The sequence below is a fragment of the Enterobacter cloacae complex sp. 370H10 genome, assembly GCF_050031535.1.
GTDB classification, from domain to species: domain Bacteria; phylum Pseudomonadota; class Gammaproteobacteria; order Enterobacterales; family Enterobacteriaceae; genus Enterobacter; species Enterobacter intestinihominis.
On the sequence record NZ_JBLGWG010000001.1, the window covers coordinates 3,867,551 to 3,890,814 of the forward strand.

Below are 23,264 nucleotides of genomic sequence, written 5' to 3' on the forward strand. Positions count from 1 at the left end.
CCGGAGTGATTCGATGAAGAGCCTGCCGTTCTTTTTCGCTATATTAAGTCTGAGCACATTAACAGCATGTAGCTCTCCACCACCAGACAACGTTGAAAAGATTAATCATCTGCAAATTCCGCTGGTATTACCGGGGGAAAAACCGCCGCAGGCACAGATATCTCATATCGCGTCTCTTTATCAGGAAAATAAACAGCAGATCGATAAATTAACGCGCAGCGTAAAATCACAGTATCTTCAGGACACTACCGCAAAAGAAATTTTTGTTGCGGACAGCGCTGTTCAACGCGTTTACGCCTCGCTGACCAAACTGGAACAGTTAGATATGGTTAATCAGCAATACCTGAAAGACAATAATGTCACGGGCCTGCAAAATATTCATATTATGCTTGAACCGTTATTCGCCAGCTGACAACAAAAAACCCGGCAACATAGCAGCCGGGTTTTTCTTAATCGCCATATCACATGCATCAGTCGTACTGACCAAAGCGATAGCTAAGCCCTGCGGTGACGGAACTCAGGTCGCTGCTCACACCGATCTGGTTTGCATTACCCACATTGCTTACCCACTGATATTCCAGGCGGCCAGCCCAGTTTTTATTGAAGGCGTATTCAGTACCCACAGCTGCAAGCGGGCGCACACCGGTTTCAAAACGATTGTGACCACTTACATCGGATTCAGCGCGATAGCCCATCGCACCGGCACGGCCGTAGATATCCCAGTCATTGGTCAAGGCATAGCTGGCCTTCAGGGACATTTGCAGACCCTGCGTCTTCATTTGCGCCCCTGCGCCATGCTGACCCTTGATCTGCATGTTGCCTAAATAATCATAACCGCCTTCTACCGCAAGCCATGGGGTAATCTGGTAACCCGTATAAACACCCCCACCGACATTATCATGGTCAAAATCGAAGTGGTCGGAATTATTGTTATCAAACGCTTTTGAACCCATATTGGTATCAAAATAGTGTGACCAGCCGAATTTCGCTCCGCCATACCAGGTGCCCGCATCAGCGGCGGCGAACGCGGAAGTGGCGGTAAACGCATTAACCATAATCAAAGCGAGAACTGTCTTTTTCATAAATATACCGTTTACTTAATAAAGATAAAACTTAGAAAGCAAACGATATAGAAAATTAACAGCCTCGTTAATTCCATTTCTGTTTAATTTTAAACTTCCCCTAGAATGATTCAGGTAAGTGTCTGACTTCAAGCAAATACCCACCGCGCTTAAAGGAGATATATTCTCCCTGTTTAAGGGCGGATAATACATTGAGTATACTACTGCGAGAAAGCAGCGTACGATCCTGAATATATTCCAGTATCGTGGTACGCAAACGCGTCTCCTCCGGGAGCAAAATCATTTCCTGAAGGTGGTTACGAATAACGGAATAGGTACGCTGCTGGAGTACCTGCGCATCACGGAATATCAAATAGGCCGTATGGTATGAGAGCAGCGCTGCGACATCCTCCCAGACGCCCTCGGCACGGAATAACTCGGCCGCCTTGTCCGCATCGAGACGTAAAATGGTCGACTCCCTTTCCGCACGGAGAAAATGGCCTTGCGTAGGCTGGATCATCTCAGCAATACCAAACAAATGCGGCTCGTAAACGGTCACGACCACCAGTCCATCCGATGTCCGCAGCAGGGACAGCTCCCCTTCCAGAAAGAGGTACATCTGCTGTTTCCCCTTCCGTAACCAGGTGAGTCGCTTACGTGGAACAACGTGCACTTTCTCCGCTATCGGCTCAAGGATAGCGGTCAGTCGTTCGATGGATTTTTCGGGTCGAACAGGCGGTAAAATATGCATGGTACAACCTTCTGACATTCAGTATCTGCCATTATAGACCATATATTTTAAGCGGTTAGCCGATCAAAACTGATAGCTGTAGTTGACGCTGGCAAACCAAAGATAAGGATGGTCGTAACTTCCGGCAAACGCCACCGGCGATTTCACATGCGACGACTGCATATGAAGATACGACACGGCAATACCAATATTGCTGGCCGGGGTGATCTGATACTGGGCTCCCGTACCAAATCGCCACTCATCGCCGGTAGGTAAGGTTAAGGCCACATCGCTCTGGCTTTCATACGGCGAGCTGTCGAACGCCACACCGGCATTCAGTCGCCACTGAGGCGTTGGACGATACTGCACGCCCACCGCACCGTGCCACGTGTCCTTCAGGCGGCTGACGTTGTTAAGCTGCTGGTCCCCGACGACGATTTGCGGCGCGCCGAACTGGCTCCAGTCCTGCCAGCCGAGATCGCCCATAACCGACCACTGCGGGTTAATGTCATGCACAAGGCTGAGCATAATTTGCTGCGGCGCGCTGATTTGTGCTGACACCGGCAGGTCGTAGGTGCCGTTCTGTAGACGCGCGTTGCCGTCAATATTGAAGCTGTAGTCCGTTTCGCTGTTCCAGGTAATACCAGCTCGGGTCTGGTCAGTTAGCTGCATCAGCAGCCCAAGCCGATAGCTCATGGCCAGGTCTTCATCGCGTCGCCGGTAGTCATCATCGTTAACGCTGCGAGTCAGCGAGAAGTAACCGTAGTTAACGTTGGCGGACGCGCCAATCGAAAGACGGTCGTTAAGCTTATAGGCCAGCGAGGGGCTGAGCGTCATGGCTACCATGGTACTCTTCTTAATCAGCCTGTCGCCCGCCCAGCTGCCGTAGTCGATCCCCAGGCCGTAATTACCGTAAAGCCCGACCCCGGCATAAAGATTATCGGTCACCTTCTGGCTATAAAAGGCGCTGGCATTCGGGATGGTTTTCATCACATCACCGGGGCTTTGATGGGCATCGTTATCCAGCTGGTTGTCGATGGAGCCATCCATAACCTGTAACCCACCGGTGACCATATGATCCGGTAAGCGCGTCATGCCAGCCGGGTTGGTCATAATTGTAGAGGCATCCTGCGCACGAGCCGCCTGCCCTGCTCCGGCAAGCGCGGTATCTTCGGTGCCAGCTTCATAAAAATAGAGGGCGCTGGCATGGGCACTGGAGGCAGCTAATAAGCCAGCGCACAGGAGGAGTCGTGTTTTCATCTGCGATCCGGGAAATAAAAAATTTGCCGACAGATATAACAGGGGCGATTGATTACGTAAAAAGAAAGAGGGTTTAATTTTAAATTATGCGCGCGCGTAATTATATTTATGACACTCCAGCGACAGCCGGAACAAAGGCACCGTGATTCTGCATGCACCGGGTGAGGAATTTCTTACAATGCCGTTTGTACTCGTTCGGCTTAAGACAAGCGTTACTCACTACTGGGATCGCTCTTATCCTCTCGCATGGATTCGATAAACTCCCGTTGCTCCGGTGTGAGTTCAAGCTCATCCAGCAGGCGATCTAACTCTTCTTCAGGCGATTCCTTTTGATTCTTTCTCTTCCCGCTAGCCATACTCACCCTTGAGTTATTAGGATTAATCTCAGGGTATCCAGGGTACAGGAAATGTGCAACTTAACGTGTTACGTTGAAAACCAGAAGCAGCAGATAGCCGATGCTGGTTATAGCGTTATTCGCTGGTTCAGCGATGAAGCAGTGAGCGGTGCAGTTGTAGTGGTCAACAAAAACTGGCCACAGTGTTAGAGTTTTTCCAGTATCGGTTTTCCGATTCGTTTGGTGGTAACCCACCATTATATTCGTGCGGTCTGAGCACGAATATCCAACGATATAGTCCGTTATTGCGTGAGCTGTATCGCTGAAGCTTACGTAACCCGTCACCGGCACCCATTCGTTCTTCAGACTCCTGAAGAAGCGCTCCATTGGACTGTTATCCCAGCAGTTTCCACACCGGCTCATACTCTGCTTAATCTGATATCGCCACAGTAACTGCCGGAACTGCCTGCTCGTATAATGACTACCCAGGTCACTGTGGAACCTCACCCCGACGGGCTTACCGCGCGTTTCCCATGCCATTTCCAGCGCTTTCATGGTGAGTCTGCTGTCCGGTGAGAACGACATTGCCCAGCCCATTGGTTTTCTTGCAAACATGTCGAGTACAACGGCGAGGTACGCCCAGCGTTTACCTGTCCAGATATAGGCCACATCACCGCACCACACCTGGTTGGGCTCCGTTACGGCGAACTGTCGCTCAAGATGATTCGGGATAGCAACGTGCTCATGACCGCCACGCTTATACTGGTGAGTCGGTTGCTGGCAACTGACCAGCCCCAGCTCTTTCATTAGCCTGCCAGCGCCCCATCTGGTAGCCTCTCTGGGTTGCCATTGTGGCGATGCTTCTTGTTCCGGCCGAACCACGGCTAATGCCATGCAGCTCAAGTACCTGACTTCGTAATACAGCTCGTCTGCCGTCAGGGCTTTTCAGGACGGTTTTTCCAGTATTTATAGCTGCTGCGATGAACCCCGAACACCTGGCAGAGAGTGACCACAGGATAACGCGTCCTGAGTATCCCGATTATCGAGAACTGTTCAGGGAGTCTGACATCAAGAGCGCGGTAGCCTTTTTAGAATTTCGTTTTCCATTTCAATACGTTGTAGCTTTTTCTCAAGCTCACGTATTTCGATTTATTCCGGCGTTATCGGGGAGGCTTTTGGCGTTTTGCCCTGATGCTCATCACGCAGTTGTTTGAACCATTTTGTCATCGTGGAAAGACCAACATCCATTGCCCTGGCAGCGTCAGAGATGGTGTAATTTTGGTCGACAACCAGCTGAGCGGATTCGCGTTTGAATTCAGGACTAAAATTTCTTCTTTTCATTGAAGCACCTGTGTTGTTCTGAGGTGAGCATATCACCTCAGTTCAGGTGGCCAAATTCAGTGTGCCACTACGGACATTCAGTTATTCAGTTCCTTAGTTAGTTCTGCTTCGCCAGTAGCAGCATCAAAGCGCAGGTAAAAGAGAGCACTATTCATCTGCTCTGGCTTCGTCCATATTTCCGCCTCCCTCGAACCGCCTTTCTGTCTGGTATAGCCCAGCTTAGACAAATAAGCCCTCATCGGCTCGACGTTAGATACTCCCCTAAAAATGATTGTGTTTGAGGGGGCGTATCCATCTCCGGGATGTGATTCAAAGTAATAATTATTCGATATACGCGGAGCCTTCTCAATATCTTTATCAGTCAGGGAGTGATAATTGAAAAAATCATTTTCAGTGTATGTGGTAGCTTCATTGATACCGGATGCAACAAGATAGACAAATAGCCAGCATAGGATAACACCCGTAATTAATATCAGGATGCTCCATTTAAAGAATTTACGCATTATCACTTCACCCCTGTGTACCCAAGTGACGTCCCATTGTCTGTAATAACTTTGACATTACCAGAGCTGAAATCGTCCCACGGCTTCAGCCATGTCATAAAATGCGGGAGGTTCACCGTGTACGGCTGGTGACGCACACACGGATCTTCCGGGTCAGGGAACAGAATCGGACGGAAACCACGGTTTTTATGGGAACCAATAGCACCGTAATGATCCCAGCGACGAACGGCGGCATCATAACTGACAGGTTTAAGGCGGTATCCGTACCGTCCTGGCATGATAGCTCGATGGAATCCGAACAGATCAGAAACCAAGTCTTCACCACTAAAGCCACTATCAGTGTACCAAGAGAAAGCCCGCAGGCTTTGCAAGCCTTCAAATCGAGCTGCTGTGTTCATCATCATCGCCAGCATGATTCTGTTAATATCTTCGGTACTCCGGCCACGTTTAATCTCCCAGCGAGAGAACTTGCCTACACCGAATTGTGAGTTGAATTTCACAAAGTGCATGTCCTGCCGATACATAACCATGTAGGAAGGTTTGCCGCTAAGCTCCCCCGCGATAATCTGGCTTTTAAGCTCCATGATATCACTACCCCGAGCGTGCCCCATGTCAACCCAGCCAAGCACCTCAGTATAAACGACACCCCTTCGCAAAACGTCAAACTGCGCCCCATCCTTTATCTCCGCTCTGGTGCTCATCCTTTCATCTCCTTGAAAGATTTATGTTGCCAATGTTATAGCCTATTTTTAAGCCAGTCCAGACTGGCAGACAATAGCGAACCTAATGCCCGATTGGTGATACAGCACCAATCGGAGCGGAGCGACATCATCAGGGTTATGTCAGACAAGCGAGGTCCGTGGTACAGCCAAAAGTTCACCCGGCTTCGTGGCGGCACATTGCCCACAGCTTACGGGGAATGTTCATCACCTGCTTAGACCGTGCAGGGGTGCCAGAACAACGTATCGGAGCCATTACCGGACACACCGAACAGAAAGCGAAAACTGAAGCATTCAGAACCTATAGCAAAGGCCCAGGGATGAAGGAGCTATCGGAGTAAGTGGAGTTAGTAAGTTACGGTAATTTAGAATGAAAACAAGGGACAAGCCCTGCCCCTTTCACTACAGGAGAGTGCAGGAACATGGATTTACAAGCATGGGATAACGTTATTTCTATCGCTTCCAATGCAGTCACAACGGTTAGTGTGGTTGGGGGCGTTCTTTTTGGTAGGAGAAAGGTTAATGAGTGGTTGTCTCAAAAAATAGGGACAGAGCACATGATGCAACAATGCAATATATAAATGCTCTTGATAGTTTCTTATCATCAGTAATACAACTTGCATATTATACTTTGAACTACCAAGAATTAAGCAGCGGAAATACAGCACCAGATCGAATTCAAAAAACCATCAAAGTACATGAAGAAGTCAATAACAAATTCTCAGAATTGTTCAGGCTTCGGCCTTAATGTTCATGACTGTTCTGGTGCTGACGTTGTGGCTTACTGCGATTGCACGAATGGTTTTACCTTCTGCGAGTTCTGCTTTAATGGCTTCACGATCAATAGAGCGACCTTTGCCCCGTCCGGTGATCCTGCCTGCGGCTTTTGCTGCTTCGTAACCTTCACGCTGGCGCTCCAGCATCGTTTCACGTTCCATCTGTGCGACTGCTGCCAGTACGGTCAGCATCATATTACCTGCTGGAGAGTTCTTCCCGGTCTTAAAATCCTCTTTGTGGAACTGAACAACTACACCCCGTTCTGTTAACCGCTCAACCATTGCCAGCAAGTCAGCAGTGTTACGGCAAAGGCACAGGAAGACAGCGTTTCGCCTGTTGTAATAAAGCGAGGCAAATTGCAACGCAAGCAAAGTAGTGTAACGCAGTGATAACACCAGGATATTTCATGCAGATCCAGTGAAATTATTAGGCGGCTAATCGATCCACTCAGCGGATCTATAATAGAGCCGGGGATATTTTAAGCAGGAGGATGTAAACTGGGAGGATAAAGAGACGGGACACCTACGGGGGCGGGTTGTGTAAGTATTTCCTGTTGTCTTCGACCTTATTGCACGTAAAATGACCAGACACATTTTGGAAAGGAGTCTTTAATGGATATTGCGTTGCTTAACAGGGGCTGGAACAGAACATGGTCAGATACCATGGTGAATCTGGAGGCCCGGAAACTAGTCGAAACAGCAAACCGGCTGTCAGCATTCTATTTGCAAGATGGTCTTACACGTATCAAGTTTGTCGAAGAGATAAAACAGGTTGTAGATAAAGAATTTGAAACTGCACGACGGGCCAAAACCGATGAAGAATGCATTGCATGCATCAAAAATCTGCGTGCTGAAACAGATAATCTACAAGAACAAGAACGCCTGTTAAGAACCAGAGCCGCACAGCTTTACGCGAAGGTCGAATTTGTTAAGGAAAATAATAAAATCGTCGGCTACATAATTTCAGCTATTCACATTGTGGTTTCTGGAATGGCAATTGCTGGCGGTGCGTTGATGGTCGCTACGATGACACCTTTAGGTATGCTGGCAGGGGCTATCCTTGTAACAGATGGCATTAACGGTCTGTCAAAAGAAATTATTCCTGGTATATATGGAAAACAATATAAAACAGAGGGGCTTGTGGCTGATGGCACTTTGGAAGCGGCCCAGTTTATGGGTTTCAAGCCTGAAACAGGACTTGCGATTTATAACGCTATTACGTTAACTGCAAGTGTATATAGCATCTTTGGATTAGCCAGAAGACCCGAGGCATGGAGGCTATTTAAATGGATGCCCCGTGATTTCTATCGCAGGGTCGATACGATGAGCCGTCCAAAATTAACAATGAAAATAGTAGGTTATGGACTTAAGGCCAAAGTAATATTTGACCTGCTTGCTACTGACACATCGAACCATTAGTCTCTGAATTTTCTCCAGAACCGCCAGGATTTATAAGAAAGGACTGGCGGCTGAATAAATGCAACGATGACTATTGCGATCAGAATTGATATCCCACCACCCACGACGGTTTCTTTCGCAGAAAACAATACTAAAATGATAAAAACCATCAGACATGCCGATGTTATCCATAAAACAACCCTGAATCGATTAGCCAGATCCTGAATCGCTTCCCCCAAGGTTCCGCCATAGCTTTCAACGTTGTTTTTTATCTTCTGCAAATCCGATGGTGTAAACCCTGAACGTAACAAAGCCTCGTCAGTCACTTTCATATCGTCTCGTCCCTAATCTTCCAGAAGTGTTTTCCCAATCGCTGATTGTGCAAGCAATCATACTGATGAACTTTACAGCAATCCACATGATGTTTAAGCAATGTATCAGATTTCAGACAATAGAAGCCATAAAGCCCCGTTGGTGATACAGCAACAAGTGGAGCCGTTAGGCGACAGGTACGGATATAGAACATTGGGTAGTTTTAGTTGTACCTGCTAAAGCAGAGCAACGTAACTAACTGATGAAATATAACTTCTTGATTTATGAGGAGACTGGAGCGGGCGAAGGGAATCGAACCCTCGTATAGAGCTTGGGAAGCTCTCGTTCTACCATTGAACTACGCCCGCTTTGAGGTGCGTAAGGCATTATAGACCTTACGCCTCTTCATACAAGCCTTTACCCCACTAAGTGGCGATTAAATAATCACTTAGCACTTCGGTTTACTGCCCTGCGCCGGAAGATAACGCTGCGGATCGATGGCCGTGGCCTTATAGCGGATCTGAAAATGCAGCTTCACCGTATCCGTCCCGGTACTGCCCATGGTCGCAATCTTCTGCCCCGCCTTCACGTTCTGGCCATTATTCACTAACATCGTGTCGTTATGCGCATATGCCGTAATGTAGTCCTCACCATGCTTAATCATGATCAGGTTACCGTATCCACGAAGCTGGTTACCGACATAGACCACCTTCCCGGCCCCTGAAGCGTAAACCGGCGTGCCGCGTGCGGCAGCGATATCAATTCCTTTATTGCCCCCTTCCGAGAGCGAGTACGGCGCAACCACTTTTCCGCTTGCAGGCCAGATCCAGCAGCGCTGACCGACCGGCGGCCAGGATGATTTAGGCACCTGATAGGATGGCGTCACTTTGGCTGTTTTACGCGTTGAGGACTTATTACCTGAGGAGGAACCGCCGTTAACCTTGAGCTTTTGCCCTATCTCAATGGTATAGGGTGGAGAAATATTATTCAGGCGCGCCAGCTCCTTCACGCTGGTCCCCGTGGCACGTGAGATGCGGTAGAGCGTGTCCCCGCGCTTAACGGTATAGACGGCACCGGAATAACTGCCCATATCCGAAGATTTACTCCCCGAGCATCCTGCTACAAGTAGCGTCAGCGTCAGGCAGAAAATGGCAATGATCGGGTTTCTCGTCAGGCTTCCTGCAAACAAAACAGCTCCTCGGTCAGCGTGAATGGCGCACTATGATAGCAGCCCAAACTGATGCGGGTCATGCCCTTTTCCGCTCTGTGGGCCAAACCGTTCGCATAAGAATGCAGTATAATAATTCCGCTGATGGTGCTGAACCATTAAGCATTATGGCACTGGAGCATCAATGAGTATTCAAGAACACGTTATTTTGGTAAATGACCAGGGAAAGGTGATTGGCACTCAGGAGAAGTACGCCGCGCACACGTCACACACCCCGCTACACCTGGCCTTCTCTTCATGGCTGTTTAACGCTAACGGAGAATGTCTGATTACCCGGCGCGCCTTAAGTAAAAAAGCCTGGCCCGGCGTGTGGACCAACTCCGTTTGCGGACATCCACAGGCCGACGAAGCGACAGAGCAGGCGATTATCCGCCGCTGCCGCTTTGAAGTCGGGGCCGAAATCACCGACATCACCCCCGTTGCCCCGGCGTTCCGCTACCGTGAAGCCGACCCTTCAGGGATCGTTGAAAACGAAATCTGCCCGGTCTATGCCGCCCGCGTAACGAATACCCTCGCAATCAATAGCGACGAAGTGATGGAGTATCAGTGGGTGGAGCTGGACGCGCTCTTCCGCGCGCTGGACGCCACACCGTGGGCATTTAGTCCGTGGATGGTGCAGGAAGCGAACACTGCGCGCGAAAAACTCAGCGCTTTTGCGGCGCAATAAAAAAGCCCCGGCGATAAACGCACGGGGCTTTTTTTACGTCTTAACGGCTTATTTCACCGGACGCATCGCCGGGAACAGGATCACGTCGCGGATGGTGTGGCTGTTGGTGAACAGCATCACCATACGGTCGATACCAATACCCAGGCCAGCCGTCGGCGGCAGGCCGTGTTCCAGCGCGGTTACGTAGTCTTCGTCGAAGAACATCGCTTCGTCGTCGCCTGCCGCTTTCGCGTTAACCTGATCCTGGAAACGCTGCGCCTGATCTTCTGCATCGTTCAGCTCGCTAAAGCCGTTACCGATTTCGCGGCCACCGATGAAGAATTCGAAGCGGTCAGTGATTTCCGGGTTCTCGTCATTACGACGCGCCAGCGGAGACACTTCCGCCGGGTATTCGGTGATGAAGGTCGGCTGAATCAGGTGCGCTTCGGCCACTTCTTCGAAGATCTCGGTCACGATACGGCCCAGACCCCAGCTCTTCTCAACCTTAATACCGATGCTTTCAGCGATCGCTTTCGCAGAGTCGAAGTTATCCAGATCCGCCATGTTGGTTTCCGGACGGTATTTCTTGATCGCTTCGCGCATGGTCAGTTTTTCGAACGGCTTGCCGAAGTCGAACACTTCTTCACCGTAAGGGACCTGCGTGGTGCCCAGAATATCCTGCGCCAGGGTGCGGAACAGGGATTCGGTCAGCTCGATCAGATCTTTGTAATCCGCATACGCCATATAGAGTTCCATCATGGTGAACTCTGGGTTATGACGTACGGAAATACCTTCGTTACGGAAGTTACGGTTGATTTCAAACACGCGGTCGAAACCACCTACCACCAGACGCTTCAGATACAGTTCCGGCGCGATACGCAGGTACATGTCCAGGTCCAGGGCGTTGTGATGGGTGATGAACGGACGGGCAGAGGCACCGCCTGGGATCACCTGCATCATCGGGGTTTCTACTTCCATAAAGTCGCGGTTAACCATGAACTGGCGAATACCGGCCATGATCTGGGAGCGAATTTTGAAGGTCTTACGGGATTCATCATTAGAGATGAGATCCAGGTAGCGCTGACGATAGCGCGCTTCCTGATCCTGCAAACCGTGGAACTTGTCCGGCAGCGGGCGCAGGGCTTTGGTCAGCAGACGCAGTTCGGTACAGTGGATAGACAGTTCACCGGTCTTGGTTTTGAACAGTTTACCTTTAGCGCCCAGGATGTCGCCCAGGTCCCACTTCTTGAACTGCTCGTTATAGATGCCTTCCGGCAGGTCGTCACGAGAGACATACAGCTGAATGCGGCCGCCAACGTCCTGTAAGGTCACGAAGGAGGCTTTACCCATGATACGACGGGTCATCATGCGGCCCGCCACGGACACTTCAACGTTCAGCGCTTCAAGCTCTTCGTTCTCTTTACCGTCGAAGTCTGCGTGCAGTTGGTCTGAGGTGTGGTCACGACGAAAATCGTTCGGGAACGGCACGCCCTGCTCGCGCAGCGCTGCCAGCTTCTCGCGGCGGGTTTTCAGTTCGTTGTTAAGATCGACTACCGCGTCAGCGCCCTGTGATTGTTGTTCAGACATGTTGGTTCCTCATAACCCTGCTTTCAAACTTGCTTCGATAAATTGATCCAGGCTGCCGTCCAGCACCGCCTGCGTGTTACGGGTTTCAACCCCGGTACGCAGGTCTTTGATGCGGGAGTCATCAAGGACGTAAGAACGGATCTGGCTGCCCCAGCCGATGTCGGACTTGTTGTCTTCCATCGCCTGCTTCTCAGCATTTTTCTTCTGCATCTCCAGCTCATAAAGCTTCGCTTTCATCTGCTTCATGGCCTGGTCTTTGTTCTTATGCTGGGAACGGTCGTTCTGGCACTGTGTTACCAGCCCGGTTGGAATGTGGGTAATACGCACCGCAGATTCCGTACGGTTAACGTGCTGACCGCCCGCGCCGGATGCGCGGTAAACGTCGATACGCAGGTCCGCCGGGTTGATGTCGATATCGATATCCTCATCCACTTCCGGGTAGACAAACGCGGAGCTGAAGGAGGTGTGGCGACGGCCACCGGAATCGAACGGGCTCTTACGCACCAGGCGGTGAACGCCGGTTTCAGTACGCAGCCAGCCGTAGGCGTAATCGCCAATAATCTTAATGGTGACGGACTTGATACCCGCCACTTCACCTTCGGACTCTTCGATAATCTCGGTTTTGAAACCGCGCGCTTCTGCCCAGCGCAGATACATACGCATCAGCATGCTGGCCCAGTCCTGCGCTTCGGTACCGCCAGAGCCTGCCTGAATATCGAGATAGCAGTCAGCGCTATCGTATTCGCCGGAGAACATGCGACGGAATTCCAGCTGCGCCAGCTTCTCTTCCAGCACGTCGAGCTCTGCCACGGCTTCGTTAAAGGTTTCTTCGTCGTCGGCTTCGACAGCCAGCTCCAGCAGCCCAGAAACATCTTCCAGACCCTGCGCCATTTGATCCAGCGTATCTACGATGGCTTCGAGGGAGGAACGTTCTTTACCCAGCGCCTGCGCGCGTTCAGGTTCGTTCCAGACGTCCGGCTGTTCCAGCTCGGCGTTTACTTCTTCGAGACGCTCTTTCTTGGCATCGTAGTCAAAGATACCCCCTAAGAACGTCAGAGCGCTCCGTGAGGTCCTGAATGCGGTTTTTTACCGGATTAATTTCAAACATGGTCTGTTTTCTTTTATGAGCTTGTCAAAATGCGGTGATAAGAGCGGGATTGTACCGAATCCACGCCCTTTTTTATAGAGATTACTGACGCTAAATTGGCCAGATATTGTCGATGATGATCTGAAGGGTGCGGTTACCGCGGAACTCGTTAATATCCAGCTTATAGGCCAGCTCAACCTCGCGCACGCCGTTGTCCGGCCAGATGGAGGTATCAACGTTAAAGGCGATGCCGTCGAGCAGCGGCCCGCCGCCGACCGGTTCCACCATCACTTTGAGATGGCGTTCGCCCACGATGCGCTGTTGCAGCAAACGAAAACGTCCGTCGAAAAGCGGCTCCGGGAACATCTGCCCCCACGGGCCGGCATCGCGCAGCATCTGCGCCACCTCCATGGTCATTTCAGCCGGAGAAAGCTCGCCGTCAGAAACCACTTCACCCTGCAAGAGAGACGGATCGATCCACTCGGTGACCAGTTCGCCAAACAGACGCTGGAACTCCTCGAACTTCGCCTCTTCCAGCGACAGGCCTGCCGCCATCGCGTGGCCGCCGAACTTAATCATCAGGTTCGGATGAAGCGTGTCGAGACGCTCCAGCGCATCGCGCATATGCAGCCCCTGAATGGAACGACCGGAGCCTTTCAGCGTGCCGTCCCCGGCGGGGGCGAACGCGATCACCGGGCGGTGGAAACGCTCTTTAATACGCGATGCCAGAATGCCCACCACGCCCTGGTGCCATTCGGGGTGATACATCGCCAGCCCGCCCGGCAGGGTGTCACCGCTGCGCTCCAGCTTTTCGCACAGGGTCAGCGCTTCGGCCTGCATCCCCTGCTCAATCTCTTTACGGGTCTGGTTGAGTGCGTCCAGCTCACTGGCCAGCACGCGCGCTTCGCCGATGTTGTCGCACAGGAGCAGCGCAACGCCAACCGACATATCGTCCAGCCGCCCCGCCGCGTTCAGGCGCGGGCCGAGGGCAAAACCCAAATCGCTTGCCGCAAGCTTCAGCGGATCGCGGTTGGCAATTTCCAGCAGCGCCTTGATCCCCGGACGGCATTTGCCCGCCCGAATGCGGCTCAAGCCCTGCCAGGTGAGAATACGGTTATTGGTATCGAGCGGCACCACGTCCGCCACGGTTCCCAGCGCCACCAGATCGAGATACTCCGCGAGGTTCGGCACGGCAATCCCGCGCGATTCGAACCAGCCCTTATCACGCAGCAACGTGCGTAACGCCAGCATCAGATAAAACGCCACCCCTACTCCGGCCAGCGATTTCGACGGGAAATCGCAGTCACGCAGGTTCGGGTTAATGATGGCTTCGGCGTCTGGCAGGGTTTCTCCTGGCAGGTGGTGATCGGTGACCAGTACCGGGATCCCCAGCGCATGGGCATGATCGACCCCCGCATGAGAAGAGATCCCGTTATCCACGGTCATGATCATCTGTGCACCACGGGCATGGGCCTGATCGACCACTTCCGGGCTGAGGCCGTAGCCGTCTTCAAACCGGTTCGGCACCAGGTAAGCCACGTTATCGCAGCCTAGCGCACGCAGGCTGAGTACGCTCAGCGCGGTACTGGTTGCGCCGTCGGCATCGAAATCGCCCACCACGACAATCCGCGTCCCGTCACGGAACGCGTCGTAGAGCATTTCAGTCGCTTTTTCGATGCCACTCAGCGCTTGCCAGGGCAGCATGCCTTTAACGCTGCGCTCAAGATCGCTTGCCGTACGCACGCCACGGCTGGCGTACAACCGCTTTAACAGCAGCGGAAGCGTATCTGGTAAATCCGCGGTTTCAACCGCATCGCGGCGGCGCAGTTTTATCGGGGCTTTCACGCGAATTATTTACCACCCGTCTGTTTCTGGTGTTCGTCGAGGAACGCTTTCATCTCTTTTGGCCCCTGGTAGCCCGGCACCACATAGCCGTTGCTCAGCACAATGGCTGGCGTACCGCTCACGCCAAACTGTACGCCCAGCGCGTAGTGGTTAGCGATGTCGATATCGCAGGAGGCGGGCTTCACGCCTTTACCGTTCATCGCATCATCAAAGGCCTTGTTGCGGTCTTTCGCACACCAGATCGCTTTCATATCCTGCTCAGGCTGACTCTGCACGCCAGCGCGTGGGAAGGCCAGGTAACGCACGGTAATGCCCAGCGCGTTGTAGTCTTTCATCTCTTCATGCAGCTTGTGGCAGTAGCCGCAGGTGATGTCGGTGAAGACGGTAATGACGTGCTTTTCCTGCGCCGCTTTGTAGACAATCATCTCTTTTTCGAGCGCATTCAGGTTTTTCATCAGTAGCTGGTTGGTGACGTTCACCGGCTGCGCACCGCTCACGTCGTACATTGGCCCCTGAATGATGTGCTTTCCGTCTTCGGTCACGTACAGCACGCCGCTGTTGGTCAGCACCGTTTTCATGCCAGCCACCGGCGCTGGCTGGATCTCGCTGCTGGCGACGCCGAGTTTCGTCAGAGACTGTTTAATGGCGGCATCATCCGCATGGGCAAAACCGGAAACCGAAGCTGCCAGCAGGGTGAACAGCGCTAAAGACTTTTTCATATATGATCCTGTAACAATTCGTCGGCACTCACGCGCGAGGGTGGTGCTGTTGGTGTAGCTGCCGCAGGCGTTCCGTCGCGACATGGGTGTATATTTGCGTCGTTGAAAGATCGCTGTGTCCAAGCAACATCTGCACCACGCGTAAATCCGCGCCGTGGTTTAACAGATGCGTCGCGAAGGCGTGACGCAAAACGTGCGGCGACAGCTTCTCACTGTCAATACCCGCCAGTGTGGCGTAATGTTTAATGCGATGCCAGAACGTTTGTCGCGTCATCTGCTGCGCGCGCTGGCTCGGGAATAATACATCTATGGAGACGCCGTTCAGCAGCCACGGACGCCCGTGTTCCAGATACGTCTCCAGCCAGTAGACCGCCTCTTCACCCAGCGGCACCAGCCGTTCTTTGTTCCCTTTACCGATAACGCGCACCACGCCCTGACGCAGGCTGATATCGCTCATCGTCAGGCCCACCAGCTCAGAAACGCGCAAGCCCGTGGCATACAATAGTTCAAGCATGGCTTTATCGCGTAACTCCAGCGGAAGGTCAACTGCGGGCGACTGTAATAATCTCTCAACTTGCGCTTCGCTGAGATCTTTTGGCAGCCGCTGAGGCAGTTTAGGCGATGCCAGCAGTGCGCTGGGATCATCCGCGCGGATCTTCTCGCGGTAAAGGTGCTGGAACAGGCGGCGCATGGCGCTCAGCAGACGTGCGGAGCTGGTGGCTTTGTACCCCCCTTCCATCCGCTCAGCCAGTAACCCTTGCAGGTCATCGCTTTGTGCGCTTTCAAGCGTCAGCCCCCGGTGCGCCAGCCACTCGACCAGCAAAGTGAGATCCCGACGATAGGCGCTAAGCGTATTTTCAGCGAGGTTTTTCTCCAGCCACAGCGCGTCGAGAAACTGTTCGATGAGTGCGAGATCCTTTTCCACATCAACCCCTATGGTTCTGCAATCTGGCCATTATGCCTGATTGCCATCGGTTTCTGGTACACTACGCGCAAAGTCATAGCAAGAATTGAGATAGTTACGCGATGAATATTGGTCTGTTCTATGGTTCCAGTACCTGCTACACCGAAATGGCGGCGGAGAAAATTCGCGACATTATTGGCCCGGAACTGGTGACGTTGCATAACCTGAAAGATGACGCGGTTGCCTTGATGGAGCAGTACGATGTGCTGATTCTGGGTATCCCTACCTGGGACTTTGGTGAGATTCAGGAAGACTGGGAAGCGATCTGGGATCAGCTTGATTCAGTCAATTTTGAAGGCAAAATCATTGCGATGTACGGCATGGGCGACCAGTTGGGCTACGGGGAGTGGTTCCTTGACGCACTCGGCATGCTGCACGACAAACTGGCCCCAAAGGGCGCGACCTTTATCGGCTACTGGCCTACGGAAGGCTATGAGTTCACCAGTCAAAAACCGATAATTGCCGACGGCCAGCTGTTTGTCGGGCTCGCGCTGGATGAAACCAACCAGTACGATCTTAGCGACGAGCGCCTCCAGAGCTGGTGCGAGCAGATTCTGGGTGAGATGGCCGAGCAGTTCAGCTGATTTACTCCTGCGTCGGCTGTTGCACGATCAACCGGCGCAGATCTCGCCACTCCGCAGGATCCATACTGTCTGCTGCCAGCCACAGGTGCTGGCGACGATTGTCCTCGACCCGACGCAGCCGTAGCATCATCCCGGTGTTGAGCATCCACGGCGTCCCTATCATTTCCCACTCTTTTCCCTGCCAGCGCAGGCGAGAATCCATCAGCAGCTTAATTTCACCCTGACGGGCGTTGATTCGACGCTGGCTGCGCACGCTGTCAAACACTACAAACGACAGCAAAAGCAGCCACAGAGGGGTATAGCTTAGCGGCCACGGCACCAATAACACCATTGCCGCGACCAGACCGTGGAGCAGTAAGGACATCCACTGTGAGCGCCACGAGACGCGAAGATCAGATTGCCACAGGACCACGTTCCTGATTCCGTGTTTGAATTAATTGCACCATCCGTTGCAACTCGGTGTCGGCGGGCTTGCCGTGATTCATCAGCCAGTTGAATAAATCCGGATCGTCGGACTCAAGCAGACGGACAAACAGGCGCTTATCGTCATCGCTTAAGCTGTCGTACTCATACTCGAAGAAAGGCATGATGGAGATATCAAGTTCACGCATGCCGCGACGGCACGCCCAGTGAATACGGGCCTTGTTGTTAATATCCATGTTCTGTTTCCTGCATTACGTTTGGCACAGTCGGTATCCCGTTCGGTATTCATTATTGCTCTTCGGGAACACCTGCTAGTGTAACGTGTTTTTGACCGTTTCTTTACTGGAATATTGCGAACCTCGAGCAAGCTTCCTGAATAATCCTTATAAAGACAGCGGATTACACTATTTTGCGTAGCGCCACGCATAACCGCGTAATGGCACGAATGGCCTGCTGAAAGCGCTTGCATTGAATACAGTCTCTTTTACCATTAGGTATTATCAAAGCGTTAAGCAATTCAGGACATCACTATGGCATTTACACCATTTTCTCCTCGCCAGCCCGCCGCCTCTGCGCGTCTGCCGCTGACGCTGATTACTCTTGATGACTGGGCACTGGCGACACTGACCGGTGCGGACAGCGAAAAATACCTGCAAGGCCAGGTCACGGCGGACGTGGCGCAGTTGACTGAGCACCAGCATCTGCTGGCCGCGCATTGCGATCCAAAAGGCAAAATGTGGAGCAACCTGCGTCTGTTCCGCCGTCAGGACGGATTCGCCTTCATTGAGCGTCGCAGCCTGCGTGATGCCCAGCTTAAAGAGCTGAAAAAATACGCGGTCTTTTCTAAAGTCACCATCGCCCCGGACGATGAACACGTTCTGCTGGGGGTCGCGGGTTTCCAGGCGCGTGCAGCGCTGAAAAACCTGTTTGCCGAGCTACCGGATGCCGGAAAACAGCTGATCAGCGAGGGAGAAACCTCCATTCTGTGGTTCGAACACCCTGCGGAGCGCTTCTTGCTGGTAACCGACGAAGCAACGGCGGAACGCGTCACTGACGCCCTGCGCGGTGAAGCACAGCTCAACAACAGCCAGCAGTGGCTGGCGCTGAACATCGAAGCGGGCCTGCCGGTTATTGACGCGGCAAACAGCGCGCAGTTTATCCCGCAGGCGACAAACATCCAGGCGCTGGGTGGTATCAGCTTTAAGAAGGGCTGCTACACCGGACAGGAAATGGTGGCGCGTGCGAAATTCCGCGGCGCGAACAAACGTGCCCTGTGGACGCTGGCTGGTCACGCCAGCCGTGTGCCGGAAGCGGGTGAAGATCTCGAGATGAAGATGGGCGAAAACTGGCGCCGTACCGGCACCGTGTTAGCCGCCGTCCAGCTCGATGATGGCCGCCTGCTGGTGCAGGTTGTCATGAATAATGATATGGAGCCCGACAGCGTGTTCCGCGTGCGGGACGATGCAAACACGCTCAGCATTGAGCCGCTGCCGTATTCACTGGAAGATTGATGCTGTATCGCCCGGTGTTGATATTCACCCTCTCCCTGTGGGCTGAGGGTTCCCCACAAATTAATGCGAGCACTGAGCAATCCCCTCGCCCCTCCGGGGAGAGGGTTAGGGTGAGGGGAACATACGGCGGTGGTGGTCATTCCGTTCACTTTATGTTCCTTGCTACTCTGTAACGACATGACCGGTGAACGTGCCAGGGTGGCTCAGTCGCCACCACCCTGGCGACCCGGGCTCCCGGCGGTAAATCGCCGCTTCGCGGTGCCCTCGGCTTATTCCTTCCGGCTTATCGGGTACGGGCGGAGGCAACGTCCCTGTAAAGCCGCCCTCTCGGCGCATCCCTGCGCCTCGCCCCGGCCTGCAGGAAACGCCTCAGCGATTTACAGCCGGACCAGGGCATCGCTGACAGCCCTCAGTCATTTAGAAAGCAACTTTATTGCTTCTGCATAAAAAAATTACTGGGGATCCCTCAGCCCTGTGGGAGAGGGTCGGGGTGAGGGCATCAGACCGCACCTTACAAAAAAACTACACCTGACCAACATACAGATAAATTGCCAGAAAGTGGCACACGCTGCCGCCCAGCACAAAGCCGTGCCAGATGGCATGGTTGTACGGGATACGCTTGCAGACGTAGAAAATCACGCCCAGCGAGTAGATCACTCCGCCCACCGCCAGAAGCGTCACGCCCCCCACCGCCAGCTTAATGGCTAACTGATACACCACAATCAGCGACAGCCAGCCCATTGTCAGATAGGTGACCAGCGACAGCACTTTGAACCGGTGCGCGATGGTCAGCTTGAACAGGATCCCCAGCAGCGCCAGGCTCCAGATTACAATCATCAGGCCACGCGACAGCGGTGAGTTGAGCCCCACCAGCAAAAATGGCGTGTAGGTGCCTGCAATGAGAAGATAGATTGCGCAGTGGTCAAATTTCTTGAGCCATATCTTCGCCCGTTGATGCGGAATAGCGTGATACAGCGTTGAGGCAAGGAAAAGCAGGATCATACTCCCGCCATACAGGCTGTAGCTGGTAATGGCCATCGCGCTGGCGTTGGTATCTACCGCCTGCACCAACAGCAATACTAAGCCGACAATCCCAAACACCAGGCCAATGCCATGGCTTATACTGTTGGCTACTTCCTCAGCCAGCGAATATCCCTGTGCGATTAATGGTCTGCTCACCATACTTAACTCCGGGAAAACAAAAGATGATTATTCATCGCCAGTCTATGCTAACTGAGAATGATTCCAGTGAACACCTGTTAGCTAAAATAAATCCCCAATAAGAATTTATCTTTATAAATCAAACAAATACAAACCAAACCCACCGCACAGGTGTAAATGATTTCATTAACACCTGAGTAATCAAGGAGATAAATCCGTCTCTCACCCTTCGTCATCATGGTATGCTTCAGGGATAGTGTCCGACAGCGAGTTTAGCCATTGTGAGTATGTTCAGCCATTCCGCCATTGCCAGCCTCAACAATCTGGAAATGATGGTCTACAACTATGTCATTAAGAACCGTGACAAAGTGATGTACATGACCATCCGCGAGCTGGCGGATGCGGCGGGAGTCTCTACCACTACTATCCTGCGCTTCTGCCGAAAGCTCAACTGCGAAGGCTACTCGGAATTTCGGGTGCGCTTTAAACTCTATCTGGAGCAGAACGAGCCGCAGCAGGCGAATTTTGGTGCCAGTGAAATTATCAGCTTCTTTAAAAGCGTAAATAACGAAGAGTTCGATGCGTTATTAGATAAAGCCGTCGATATTATTTTATCATCTGAACGAATTATTTTTGTTGGCGCAGGCACGTCCGGATCGCTGGCAAAATATGGCGCACGTTTCTTTTCAAATATCGGGAAATTCAGCAACTATATCGACGATCCTTATTTCCCGGTCACTAACGATATGGCTAAAAATGCACTGGCCATTGTACTTTCCGTCTCCGGAGAAACCGAGGAAATCCTGCGCTTCGCCAGCCAGTTCAGCCTGCATCGCTGCAAGGTGCTCTCTGTCACCAGCCACGAACATTCTCGTCTCGCGAAACTGGCGGACTTTAATCTCTCCTGGCATGTCCCCCAAACGCGCATAGGCGGCGTTTACGATATAACCACCCAAATCCCCGTCATCTATATTCTGGAATCATTAGGCCGGAAACTGGCGAAGAAATTAACAGAATAAAACATCCTGTTTTTTTGATGTGACAAATTACAATTTCCGCAAAATGTTATATCGTGACATTTATTTCCGCTTTGCTAGACTCGAAATCAATAAGTCCTAAATTGAGAATAGCAAAGATGAAAAAACTCACTTTACCGAAAGATTTTTTATGGGGCGGCGCGGTGGCGGCGCACCAGGTTGAAGGCGGCTGGAACAAAGGCGGCAAAGGGCCAAGCATTTGCGACGTGCTCACCGGCGGCGCACACGGCGTTCCGCGTGAAATCACGCAGGAAGTGATTGAAGGCAAATATTACCCGAACCACGAAGCCGTCGACTTTTACGGCCATTACAAAGAAGACATCAAGCTGTTTGCCGAGATGGGCTTCAAATGTTTCCGTACCTCTATCGCCTGGACGCGCATCTTCCCGAAAGGCGACGAAACTCAGCCAAACGAAGAGGGGCTGAAGTTTTACGACGACATGTTCGATGAACTGCTGAAGTACAACATCGAGCCGGTGATCACCCTCTCCCACTTTGAAATGCCGCTGCACCTCGTTCAGGAATACGGCGGATGGACCAACCGTAAAGTAGTCGATTTCTTTGTACGCTTCTCGGAAGTGGTATTTGAGCGCTACAAAAATAAGGTCAAATACTGGATGACCTTCAACGAAATCAACAACCAGCGCAACTGGCGTGCGCCGCTGTTCGGCTACTGCTGCTCTGGCGTGGTCTATACCGAGCACGACAACCCGGAAGAGACCATGTACCAGGTGCTGCACCACCAGTTCGTGGCCAGCGCGCTGGCGGTGGAAGCCGCCCGCCGCATTAACCCGGAGATGAAAGTCGGCTGCATGCTGGCGATGGTGGCGCTCTATCCGTACTCCTGCAAGCCAGAAGATGTGATGTTCGCTCAGGAATCCATGCGCGAGCGCTACGTCTTTACCGACGTACAGCTACGCGGCTACTACCCGTCTTACGTGCTGAACGAGTGGGAACGCCGTGGCTTCTCCATCAAAATGGAAGCAGGCGACGAGCAGATCCTGCGTGAAGGCACCTGCGATTACTTAGGTTTCAGCTACTACATGACCAACGCGGTCAAAGCGGAAGGCGGCACCGGTGACGCCATTTCCGGCTTCGAGGGCAGCGTGCCGAACCCACACGTCAAGGCGTCCGACTGGGGCTGGCAGATTGACCCTGTGGGCCTGCGTTATTCACTGTGCGAACTGTACGAGCGCTATCAGAAGCCGCTGTTTATCGTGGAGAACGGTTTCGGCGCCTACGACAAAGTGGAAGAAGACGGCAGCATCAACGATGACTACCGCATCGACTACCTGCGCGCCCACGTGGAAGAGATGATGAAGGCCGTGACGTACGACGGCGTGGATCTGATGGGCTACACCCCGTGGGGCTGCATCGACTGCGTCTCCTTCACCACCGGCCAGTACAGCAAGCGCTACGGCTTTATCTACGTCAACAAGCACGACGACGGCACCGGTGACATGTCCCGCTCCCGTAAGAAGAGCTTTGAGTGGTATAAAACCGTCATTGCCAGCAACGGCGAAACGCTGTAATGGCTTGCCCTCTCTGCAAGCGGAGAGGGCAAACTGCTTATCTTCCAGACACTTCTTTACAGCTTTTGCGTTGCCAAAATATGTTCGCCCGATAATATAGGCATCCTGAATATTTGAGGCGAACATGATTAAGCGACAACGCAACGCTATCCTGCTTGTAGCCCTGGCCTGCCTGGTGGTACTGATATGTACCGCCCAGCGGATGGCCGGGATGCACGCGCTTGTCATGAACGTCACCGCCACGAGCCAGTCTGTTCAGCAGGGGCAGGAGAGTGCCGACGCACCGGTAACCCCGTGTGAGCTAAGCGCCAAGTCGCTGATGTCGGTCCCGCCTGTTTTGTTTGAAGGCGCCCTGATTGCCGTCACCCTGCTGCTTGCGTTGCTGGCAGCCAGTCCACCGCGCCGCGAACGGCAGTGGCCTCCCCGCGTTATCTCCCCGCCCCGGTTAAGGGTGCATCTGCGATTATGCGTCTTCCGTGAATGAGCCTTCGCCTGTTACTTCAGG

Annotated in this window: 25 protein-coding genes, 1 tRNA gene and 2 pseudogenes; 10 read left to right on the top strand and 18 right to left on the bottom strand. The window is 52.6% G+C overall.

What is annotated here, in order from left to right; translation table 11 throughout:
- The first annotated feature begins 13 nt into the window (after positions 1-13).
- A complete protein-coding gene (locus ACQG2Q_RS18990) occupies positions 14-412 on the top strand; it encodes a hypothetical protein (RefSeq protein WP_063849472.1) in 399 nt (132 codons plus the stop codon).
- Between the two features lie 58 nt (positions 413-470).
- Here the strand turns inward: ACQG2Q_RS18990 and ACQG2Q_RS18995 are convergent, their stop codons facing one another.
- The 6 genes and pseudogenes from ACQG2Q_RS18995 to ACQG2Q_RS19020 all read right to left on the bottom strand — a co-directional run bounded on the left by ACQG2Q_RS18995 (position 471) and on the right by ACQG2Q_RS19020 (position 5,931).
- The gene (locus tag ACQG2Q_RS18995; protein WP_022649276.1) at positions 471-1,082 is read right to left on the bottom strand and encodes an outer membrane beta-barrel protein; all 612 of its coding nucleotides are present in this window, start codon (positions 1,080-1,082) and stop codon (positions 471-473) included.
- 100 nt (positions 1,083-1,182) lie between these two features.
- Positions 1,183-1,812: a winged helix-turn-helix transcriptional regulator gene (locus ACQG2Q_RS19000; RefSeq protein ID WP_022649277.1), complete on the bottom strand. Its 630-nt coding sequence runs from the start codon at positions 1,810-1,812 to the stop codon at positions 1,183-1,185.
- Between the two features lie 63 nt (positions 1,813-1,875).
- Positions 1,876-3,051, bottom strand: a complete 1,176-nt coding sequence (locus tag ACQG2Q_RS19005) for an OmpP1/FadL family transporter (RefSeq protein WP_023298534.1) — start codon at positions 3,049-3,051, stop codon at positions 1,876-1,878.
- Positions 3,052-3,570: 519 nt separating this feature from the next.
- Positions 3,571-4,727 (bottom strand): annotated as a pseudogene (locus ACQG2Q_RS19010) (IS3 family transposase).
- 77 nt (positions 4,728-4,804) lie between these two features.
- On the bottom strand, positions 4,805-5,230 hold the full coding sequence (locus ACQG2Q_RS19015) for a hypothetical protein (protein ID WP_046618720.1): 426 nt from the start codon (positions 5,228-5,230) through the stop codon (positions 4,805-4,807).
- 2 nt (positions 5,231-5,232) lie between these two features.
- On the bottom strand, positions 5,233-5,931 hold the full coding sequence (locus ACQG2Q_RS19020; protein WP_063849473.1) for a hypothetical protein: 699 nt from the start codon (positions 5,929-5,931) through the stop codon (positions 5,233-5,235).
- A gap of 120 nt (positions 5,932-6,051) precedes the next feature.
- Between ACQG2Q_RS19020 and ACQG2Q_RS19025 the strand changes: the two are divergent.
- Positions 6,052-6,290, top strand: a pseudogene (locus tag ACQG2Q_RS19025) (integrase); the annotation flags it as partial.
- 81 nt (positions 6,291-6,371) lie between these two features.
- The gene (locus ACQG2Q_RS19030) at positions 6,372-6,530 is read left to right on the top strand and encodes a hypothetical protein (RefSeq protein ID WP_154818291.1); all 159 of its coding nucleotides are present in this window, start codon (positions 6,372-6,374) and stop codon (positions 6,528-6,530) included.
- A 150-nt stretch (positions 6,531-6,680) separates the two neighbouring features.
- On the opposite strand, the gene ACQG2Q_RS19035 is transcribed toward ACQG2Q_RS19030, so the two are convergent.
- Complete coding sequence (locus tag ACQG2Q_RS19035; RefSeq protein ID WP_233156161.1) at positions 6,681-7,097, bottom strand: recombinase family protein; 417 nt, start codon at positions 7,095-7,097, stop codon at positions 6,681-6,683.
- Between the two features lie 240 nt (positions 7,098-7,337).
- On the opposite strand from ACQG2Q_RS19035, the gene ACQG2Q_RS19040 reads away from it, so the two are divergent.
- Positions 7,338-8,144 carry a DUF4225 domain-containing protein gene (locus ACQG2Q_RS19040; protein ID WP_048965624.1) on the top strand — a complete coding sequence of 269 codons (807 nt, stop codon included), beginning with the start codon at positions 7,338-7,340 and terminating at the stop codon, positions 8,142-8,144.
- On the opposite strand, the gene ACQG2Q_RS19045 is transcribed toward ACQG2Q_RS19040, so the two are convergent.
- The 3 genes from ACQG2Q_RS19045 to actS all read right to left on the bottom strand — a co-directional run bounded on the left by ACQG2Q_RS19045 (position 8,141) and on the right by actS (position 9,624).
- The gene (locus ACQG2Q_RS19045; protein ID WP_045308808.1) at positions 8,141-8,455 is read right to left on the bottom strand and encodes a hypothetical protein; all 315 of its coding nucleotides are present in this window, start codon (positions 8,453-8,455) and stop codon (positions 8,141-8,143) included. The genes ACQG2Q_RS19040 and ACQG2Q_RS19045 overlap by 4 nt on opposite strands.
- Before the next feature lie 274 nt (positions 8,456-8,729).
- Positions 8,730-8,803, bottom strand: a tRNA-Gly gene (locus ACQG2Q_RS19050).
- Between the two features lie 80 nt (positions 8,804-8,883).
- Entirely contained in the window at positions 8,884-9,624 is a 741-nt protein-coding gene (actS, locus tag ACQG2Q_RS19055) for an amidase activator ActS (protein WP_063849474.1), read from the bottom strand.
- 163 nt (positions 9,625-9,787) lie between these two features.
- Here actS and idi point away from each other — a divergent pair, with 163 nt between their 5' ends.
- Positions 9,788-10,330 carry an isopentenyl-diphosphate Delta-isomerase gene (gene idi / locus ACQG2Q_RS19060; protein WP_022649301.1) on the top strand — a complete coding sequence of 181 codons (543 nt, stop codon included), beginning with the start codon at positions 9,788-9,790 and terminating at the stop codon, positions 10,328-10,330.
- A 48-nt stretch (positions 10,331-10,378) separates the two neighbouring features.
- Here the strand turns inward: idi and lysS are convergent, their stop codons facing one another.
- From lysS to xerD, 5 genes are all read right to left on the bottom strand, one after another.
- Positions 10,379-11,896: a lysine--tRNA ligase gene (gene lysS, locus ACQG2Q_RS19065; protein ID WP_022649302.1), complete on the bottom strand. Its 1,518-nt coding sequence runs from the start codon at positions 11,894-11,896 to the stop codon at positions 10,379-10,381.
- A gap of 9 nt (positions 11,897-11,905) precedes the next feature.
- Positions 11,906-13,004, bottom strand: a protein-coding gene (prfB, locus tag ACQG2Q_RS19070; protein WP_096147815.1) for a peptide chain release factor 2 whose coding sequence is annotated in 2 segments (ribosomal slippage) — positions 11,906-12,928 and positions 12,930-13,004 — 1,098 coding nt in all. Because the reading frame shifts where the segments join, the coding sequence is not laid out codon by codon here.
- Positions 13,005-13,094: 90 nt separating this feature from the next.
- Positions 13,095-14,828 carry a single-stranded-DNA-specific exonuclease RecJ gene (gene recJ / locus ACQG2Q_RS19075; protein WP_063849475.1) on the bottom strand — a complete coding sequence of 578 codons (1,734 nt, stop codon included), beginning with the start codon at positions 14,826-14,828 and terminating at the stop codon, positions 13,095-13,097.
- 5 nt (positions 14,829-14,833) lie between these two features.
- The gene (gene dsbC, locus ACQG2Q_RS19080) at positions 14,834-15,547 is read right to left on the bottom strand and encodes a bifunctional protein-disulfide isomerase/oxidoreductase DsbC (protein ID WP_022649304.1); all 714 of its coding nucleotides are present in this window, start codon (positions 15,545-15,547) and stop codon (positions 14,834-14,836) included.
- Positions 15,548-15,575: 28 nt separating this feature from the next.
- Positions 15,576-16,472 carry a site-specific tyrosine recombinase XerD gene (xerD, locus tag ACQG2Q_RS19085; protein WP_003863442.1) on the bottom strand — a complete coding sequence of 299 codons (897 nt, stop codon included), beginning with the start codon at positions 16,470-16,472 and terminating at the stop codon, positions 15,576-15,578.
- Between the two features lie 101 nt (positions 16,473-16,573).
- On the opposite strand from xerD, the gene fldB reads away from it, so the two are divergent.
- Entirely contained in the window at positions 16,574-17,095 is a 522-nt protein-coding gene (fldB, locus tag ACQG2Q_RS19090) for a flavodoxin FldB (protein WP_015571793.1), read from the top strand.
- A gap of 1 nt (position 17,096) precedes the next feature.
- Here fldB and ACQG2Q_RS19095 read toward each other — a convergent pair whose 3' ends face one another.
- The gene (locus ACQG2Q_RS19095) at positions 17,097-17,507 is read right to left on the bottom strand and encodes a protein YgfX (RefSeq protein ID WP_022649305.1); all 411 of its coding nucleotides are present in this window, start codon (positions 17,505-17,507) and stop codon (positions 17,097-17,099) included.
- Entirely contained in the window at positions 17,488-17,754 is a 267-nt protein-coding gene (sdhE, locus tag ACQG2Q_RS19100) for an FAD assembly factor SdhE (protein ID WP_003863437.1), read from the bottom strand. Before sdhE ends, ACQG2Q_RS19095 begins: the two co-directional genes overlap by 20 nt.
- A 294-nt stretch (positions 17,755-18,048) precedes the next feature.
- Between sdhE and ygfZ the strand changes: the two genes are divergently transcribed.
- On the top strand, positions 18,049-19,029 hold the full coding sequence (ygfZ, locus tag ACQG2Q_RS19105; RefSeq protein ID WP_032626101.1) for a tRNA-modifying protein YgfZ: 981 nt from the start codon (positions 18,049-18,051) through the stop codon (positions 19,027-19,029).
- Positions 19,030-19,551: 522 nt separating this feature from the next.
- On the opposite strand, the gene trhA is transcribed toward ygfZ, so the two are convergent.
- Positions 19,552-20,211 (bottom strand): PAQR family membrane homeostasis protein TrhA, encoded by a 660-nt coding sequence (trhA, locus tag ACQG2Q_RS19110; protein WP_022649307.1) that lies wholly within the window; start codon positions 20,209-20,211, stop codon positions 19,552-19,554.
- A 266-nt stretch (positions 20,212-20,477) separates the two neighbouring features.
- On the opposite strand from trhA, the gene ACQG2Q_RS19115 reads away from it, so the two are divergent.
- From ACQG2Q_RS19115 to ACQG2Q_RS19125, 3 genes are all read left to right on the top strand, one after another.
- Positions 20,478-21,209: a MurR/RpiR family transcriptional regulator gene (locus tag ACQG2Q_RS19115; RefSeq protein ID WP_426759282.1), complete on the top strand. Its 732-nt coding sequence runs from the start codon at positions 20,478-20,480 to the stop codon at positions 21,207-21,209.
- A 116-nt stretch (positions 21,210-21,325) separates the two neighbouring features.
- Positions 21,326-22,759 carry a 6-phospho-beta-glucosidase BglA gene (bglA, locus tag ACQG2Q_RS19120; RefSeq protein ID WP_063850027.1) on the top strand — a complete coding sequence of 478 codons (1,434 nt, stop codon included), beginning with the start codon at positions 21,326-21,328 and terminating at the stop codon, positions 22,757-22,759.
- Between the two features lie 124 nt (positions 22,760-22,883).
- The gene (locus ACQG2Q_RS19125; RefSeq protein ID WP_022649310.1) at positions 22,884-23,243 is read left to right on the top strand and encodes a hypothetical protein; all 360 of its coding nucleotides are present in this window, start codon (positions 22,884-22,886) and stop codon (positions 23,241-23,243) included.
- Positions 23,244-23,264: the final 21 nt, after the last annotated feature.

What these genes read in the sequence shown, in the direction of transcription:
- ACQG2Q_RS18990 (WP_063849472.1), top strand. Translation starts at nt 14, where the DNA reads ATGAAGAGCCTGCCGTTCTTTTTCGCTATATTAAGTCTGAGCACATTA.
- ACQG2Q_RS18995 (WP_022649276.1), bottom strand. Translation starts at nt 1,082, where the DNA reads ATGAAAAAGACAGTTCTCGCTTTGATTATGGTTAATGCGTTTACCGCC.
- ACQG2Q_RS19000 (WP_022649277.1), bottom strand. Translation starts at nt 1,812, where the DNA reads ATGCATATTTTACCGCCTGTTCGACCCGAAAAATCCATCGAACGACTG.
- ACQG2Q_RS19005 (WP_023298534.1), bottom strand. Translation starts at nt 3,051, where the DNA reads ATGAAAACACGACTCCTCCTGTGCGCTGGCTTATTAGCTGCCTCCAGT.
- ACQG2Q_RS19015 (WP_046618720.1), bottom strand. Translation starts at nt 5,230, where the DNA reads ATGCGTAAATTCTTTAAATGGAGCATCCTGATATTAATTACGGGTGTT.
- ACQG2Q_RS19020 (WP_063849473.1), bottom strand. Translation starts at nt 5,931, where the DNA reads ATGAGCACCAGAGCGGAGATAAAGGATGGGGCGCAGTTTGACGTTTTG.
- ACQG2Q_RS19030 (WP_154818291.1), top strand. Translation starts at nt 6,372, where the DNA reads ATGGATTTACAAGCATGGGATAACGTTATTTCTATCGCTTCCAATGCA.
- ACQG2Q_RS19040 (WP_048965624.1), top strand. Translation starts at nt 7,338, where the DNA reads ATGGATATTGCGTTGCTTAACAGGGGCTGGAACAGAACATGGTCAGAT.
- ACQG2Q_RS19045 (WP_045308808.1), bottom strand. Translation starts at nt 8,455, where the DNA reads ATGAAAGTGACTGACGAGGCTTTGTTACGTTCAGGGTTTACACCATCG.
- idi (WP_022649301.1), top strand. Translation starts at nt 9,788, where the DNA reads ATGAGTATTCAAGAACACGTTATTTTGGTAAATGACCAGGGAAAGGTG.
- lysS (WP_022649302.1), bottom strand. Translation starts at nt 11,896, where the DNA reads ATGTCTGAACAACAATCACAGGGCGCTGACGCGGTAGTCGATCTTAAC.
- dsbC (WP_022649304.1), bottom strand. Translation starts at nt 15,547, where the DNA reads ATGAAAAAGTCTTTAGCGCTGTTCACCCTGCTGGCAGCTTCGGTTTCC.
- fldB (WP_015571793.1), top strand. Translation starts at nt 16,574, where the DNA reads ATGAATATTGGTCTGTTCTATGGTTCCAGTACCTGCTACACCGAAATG.
- sdhE (WP_003863437.1), bottom strand. Translation starts at nt 17,754, where the DNA reads ATGGATATTAACAACAAGGCCCGTATTCACTGGGCGTGCCGTCGCGGC.
- ygfZ (WP_032626101.1), top strand. Translation starts at nt 18,049, where the DNA reads ATGGCATTTACACCATTTTCTCCTCGCCAGCCCGCCGCCTCTGCGCGT.
- trhA (WP_022649307.1), bottom strand. Translation starts at nt 20,211, where the DNA reads ATGGTGAGCAGACCATTAATCGCACAGGGATATTCGCTGGCTGAGGAA.
- ACQG2Q_RS19115 (WP_426759282.1), top strand. Translation starts at nt 20,478, where the DNA reads ATGTTCAGCCATTCCGCCATTGCCAGCCTCAACAATCTGGAAATGATG.
- bglA (WP_063850027.1), top strand. Translation starts at nt 21,326, where the DNA reads ATGAAAAAACTCACTTTACCGAAAGATTTTTTATGGGGCGGCGCGGTG.
- ACQG2Q_RS19125 (WP_022649310.1), top strand. Translation starts at nt 22,884, where the DNA reads ATGATTAAGCGACAACGCAACGCTATCCTGCTTGTAGCCCTGGCCTGC.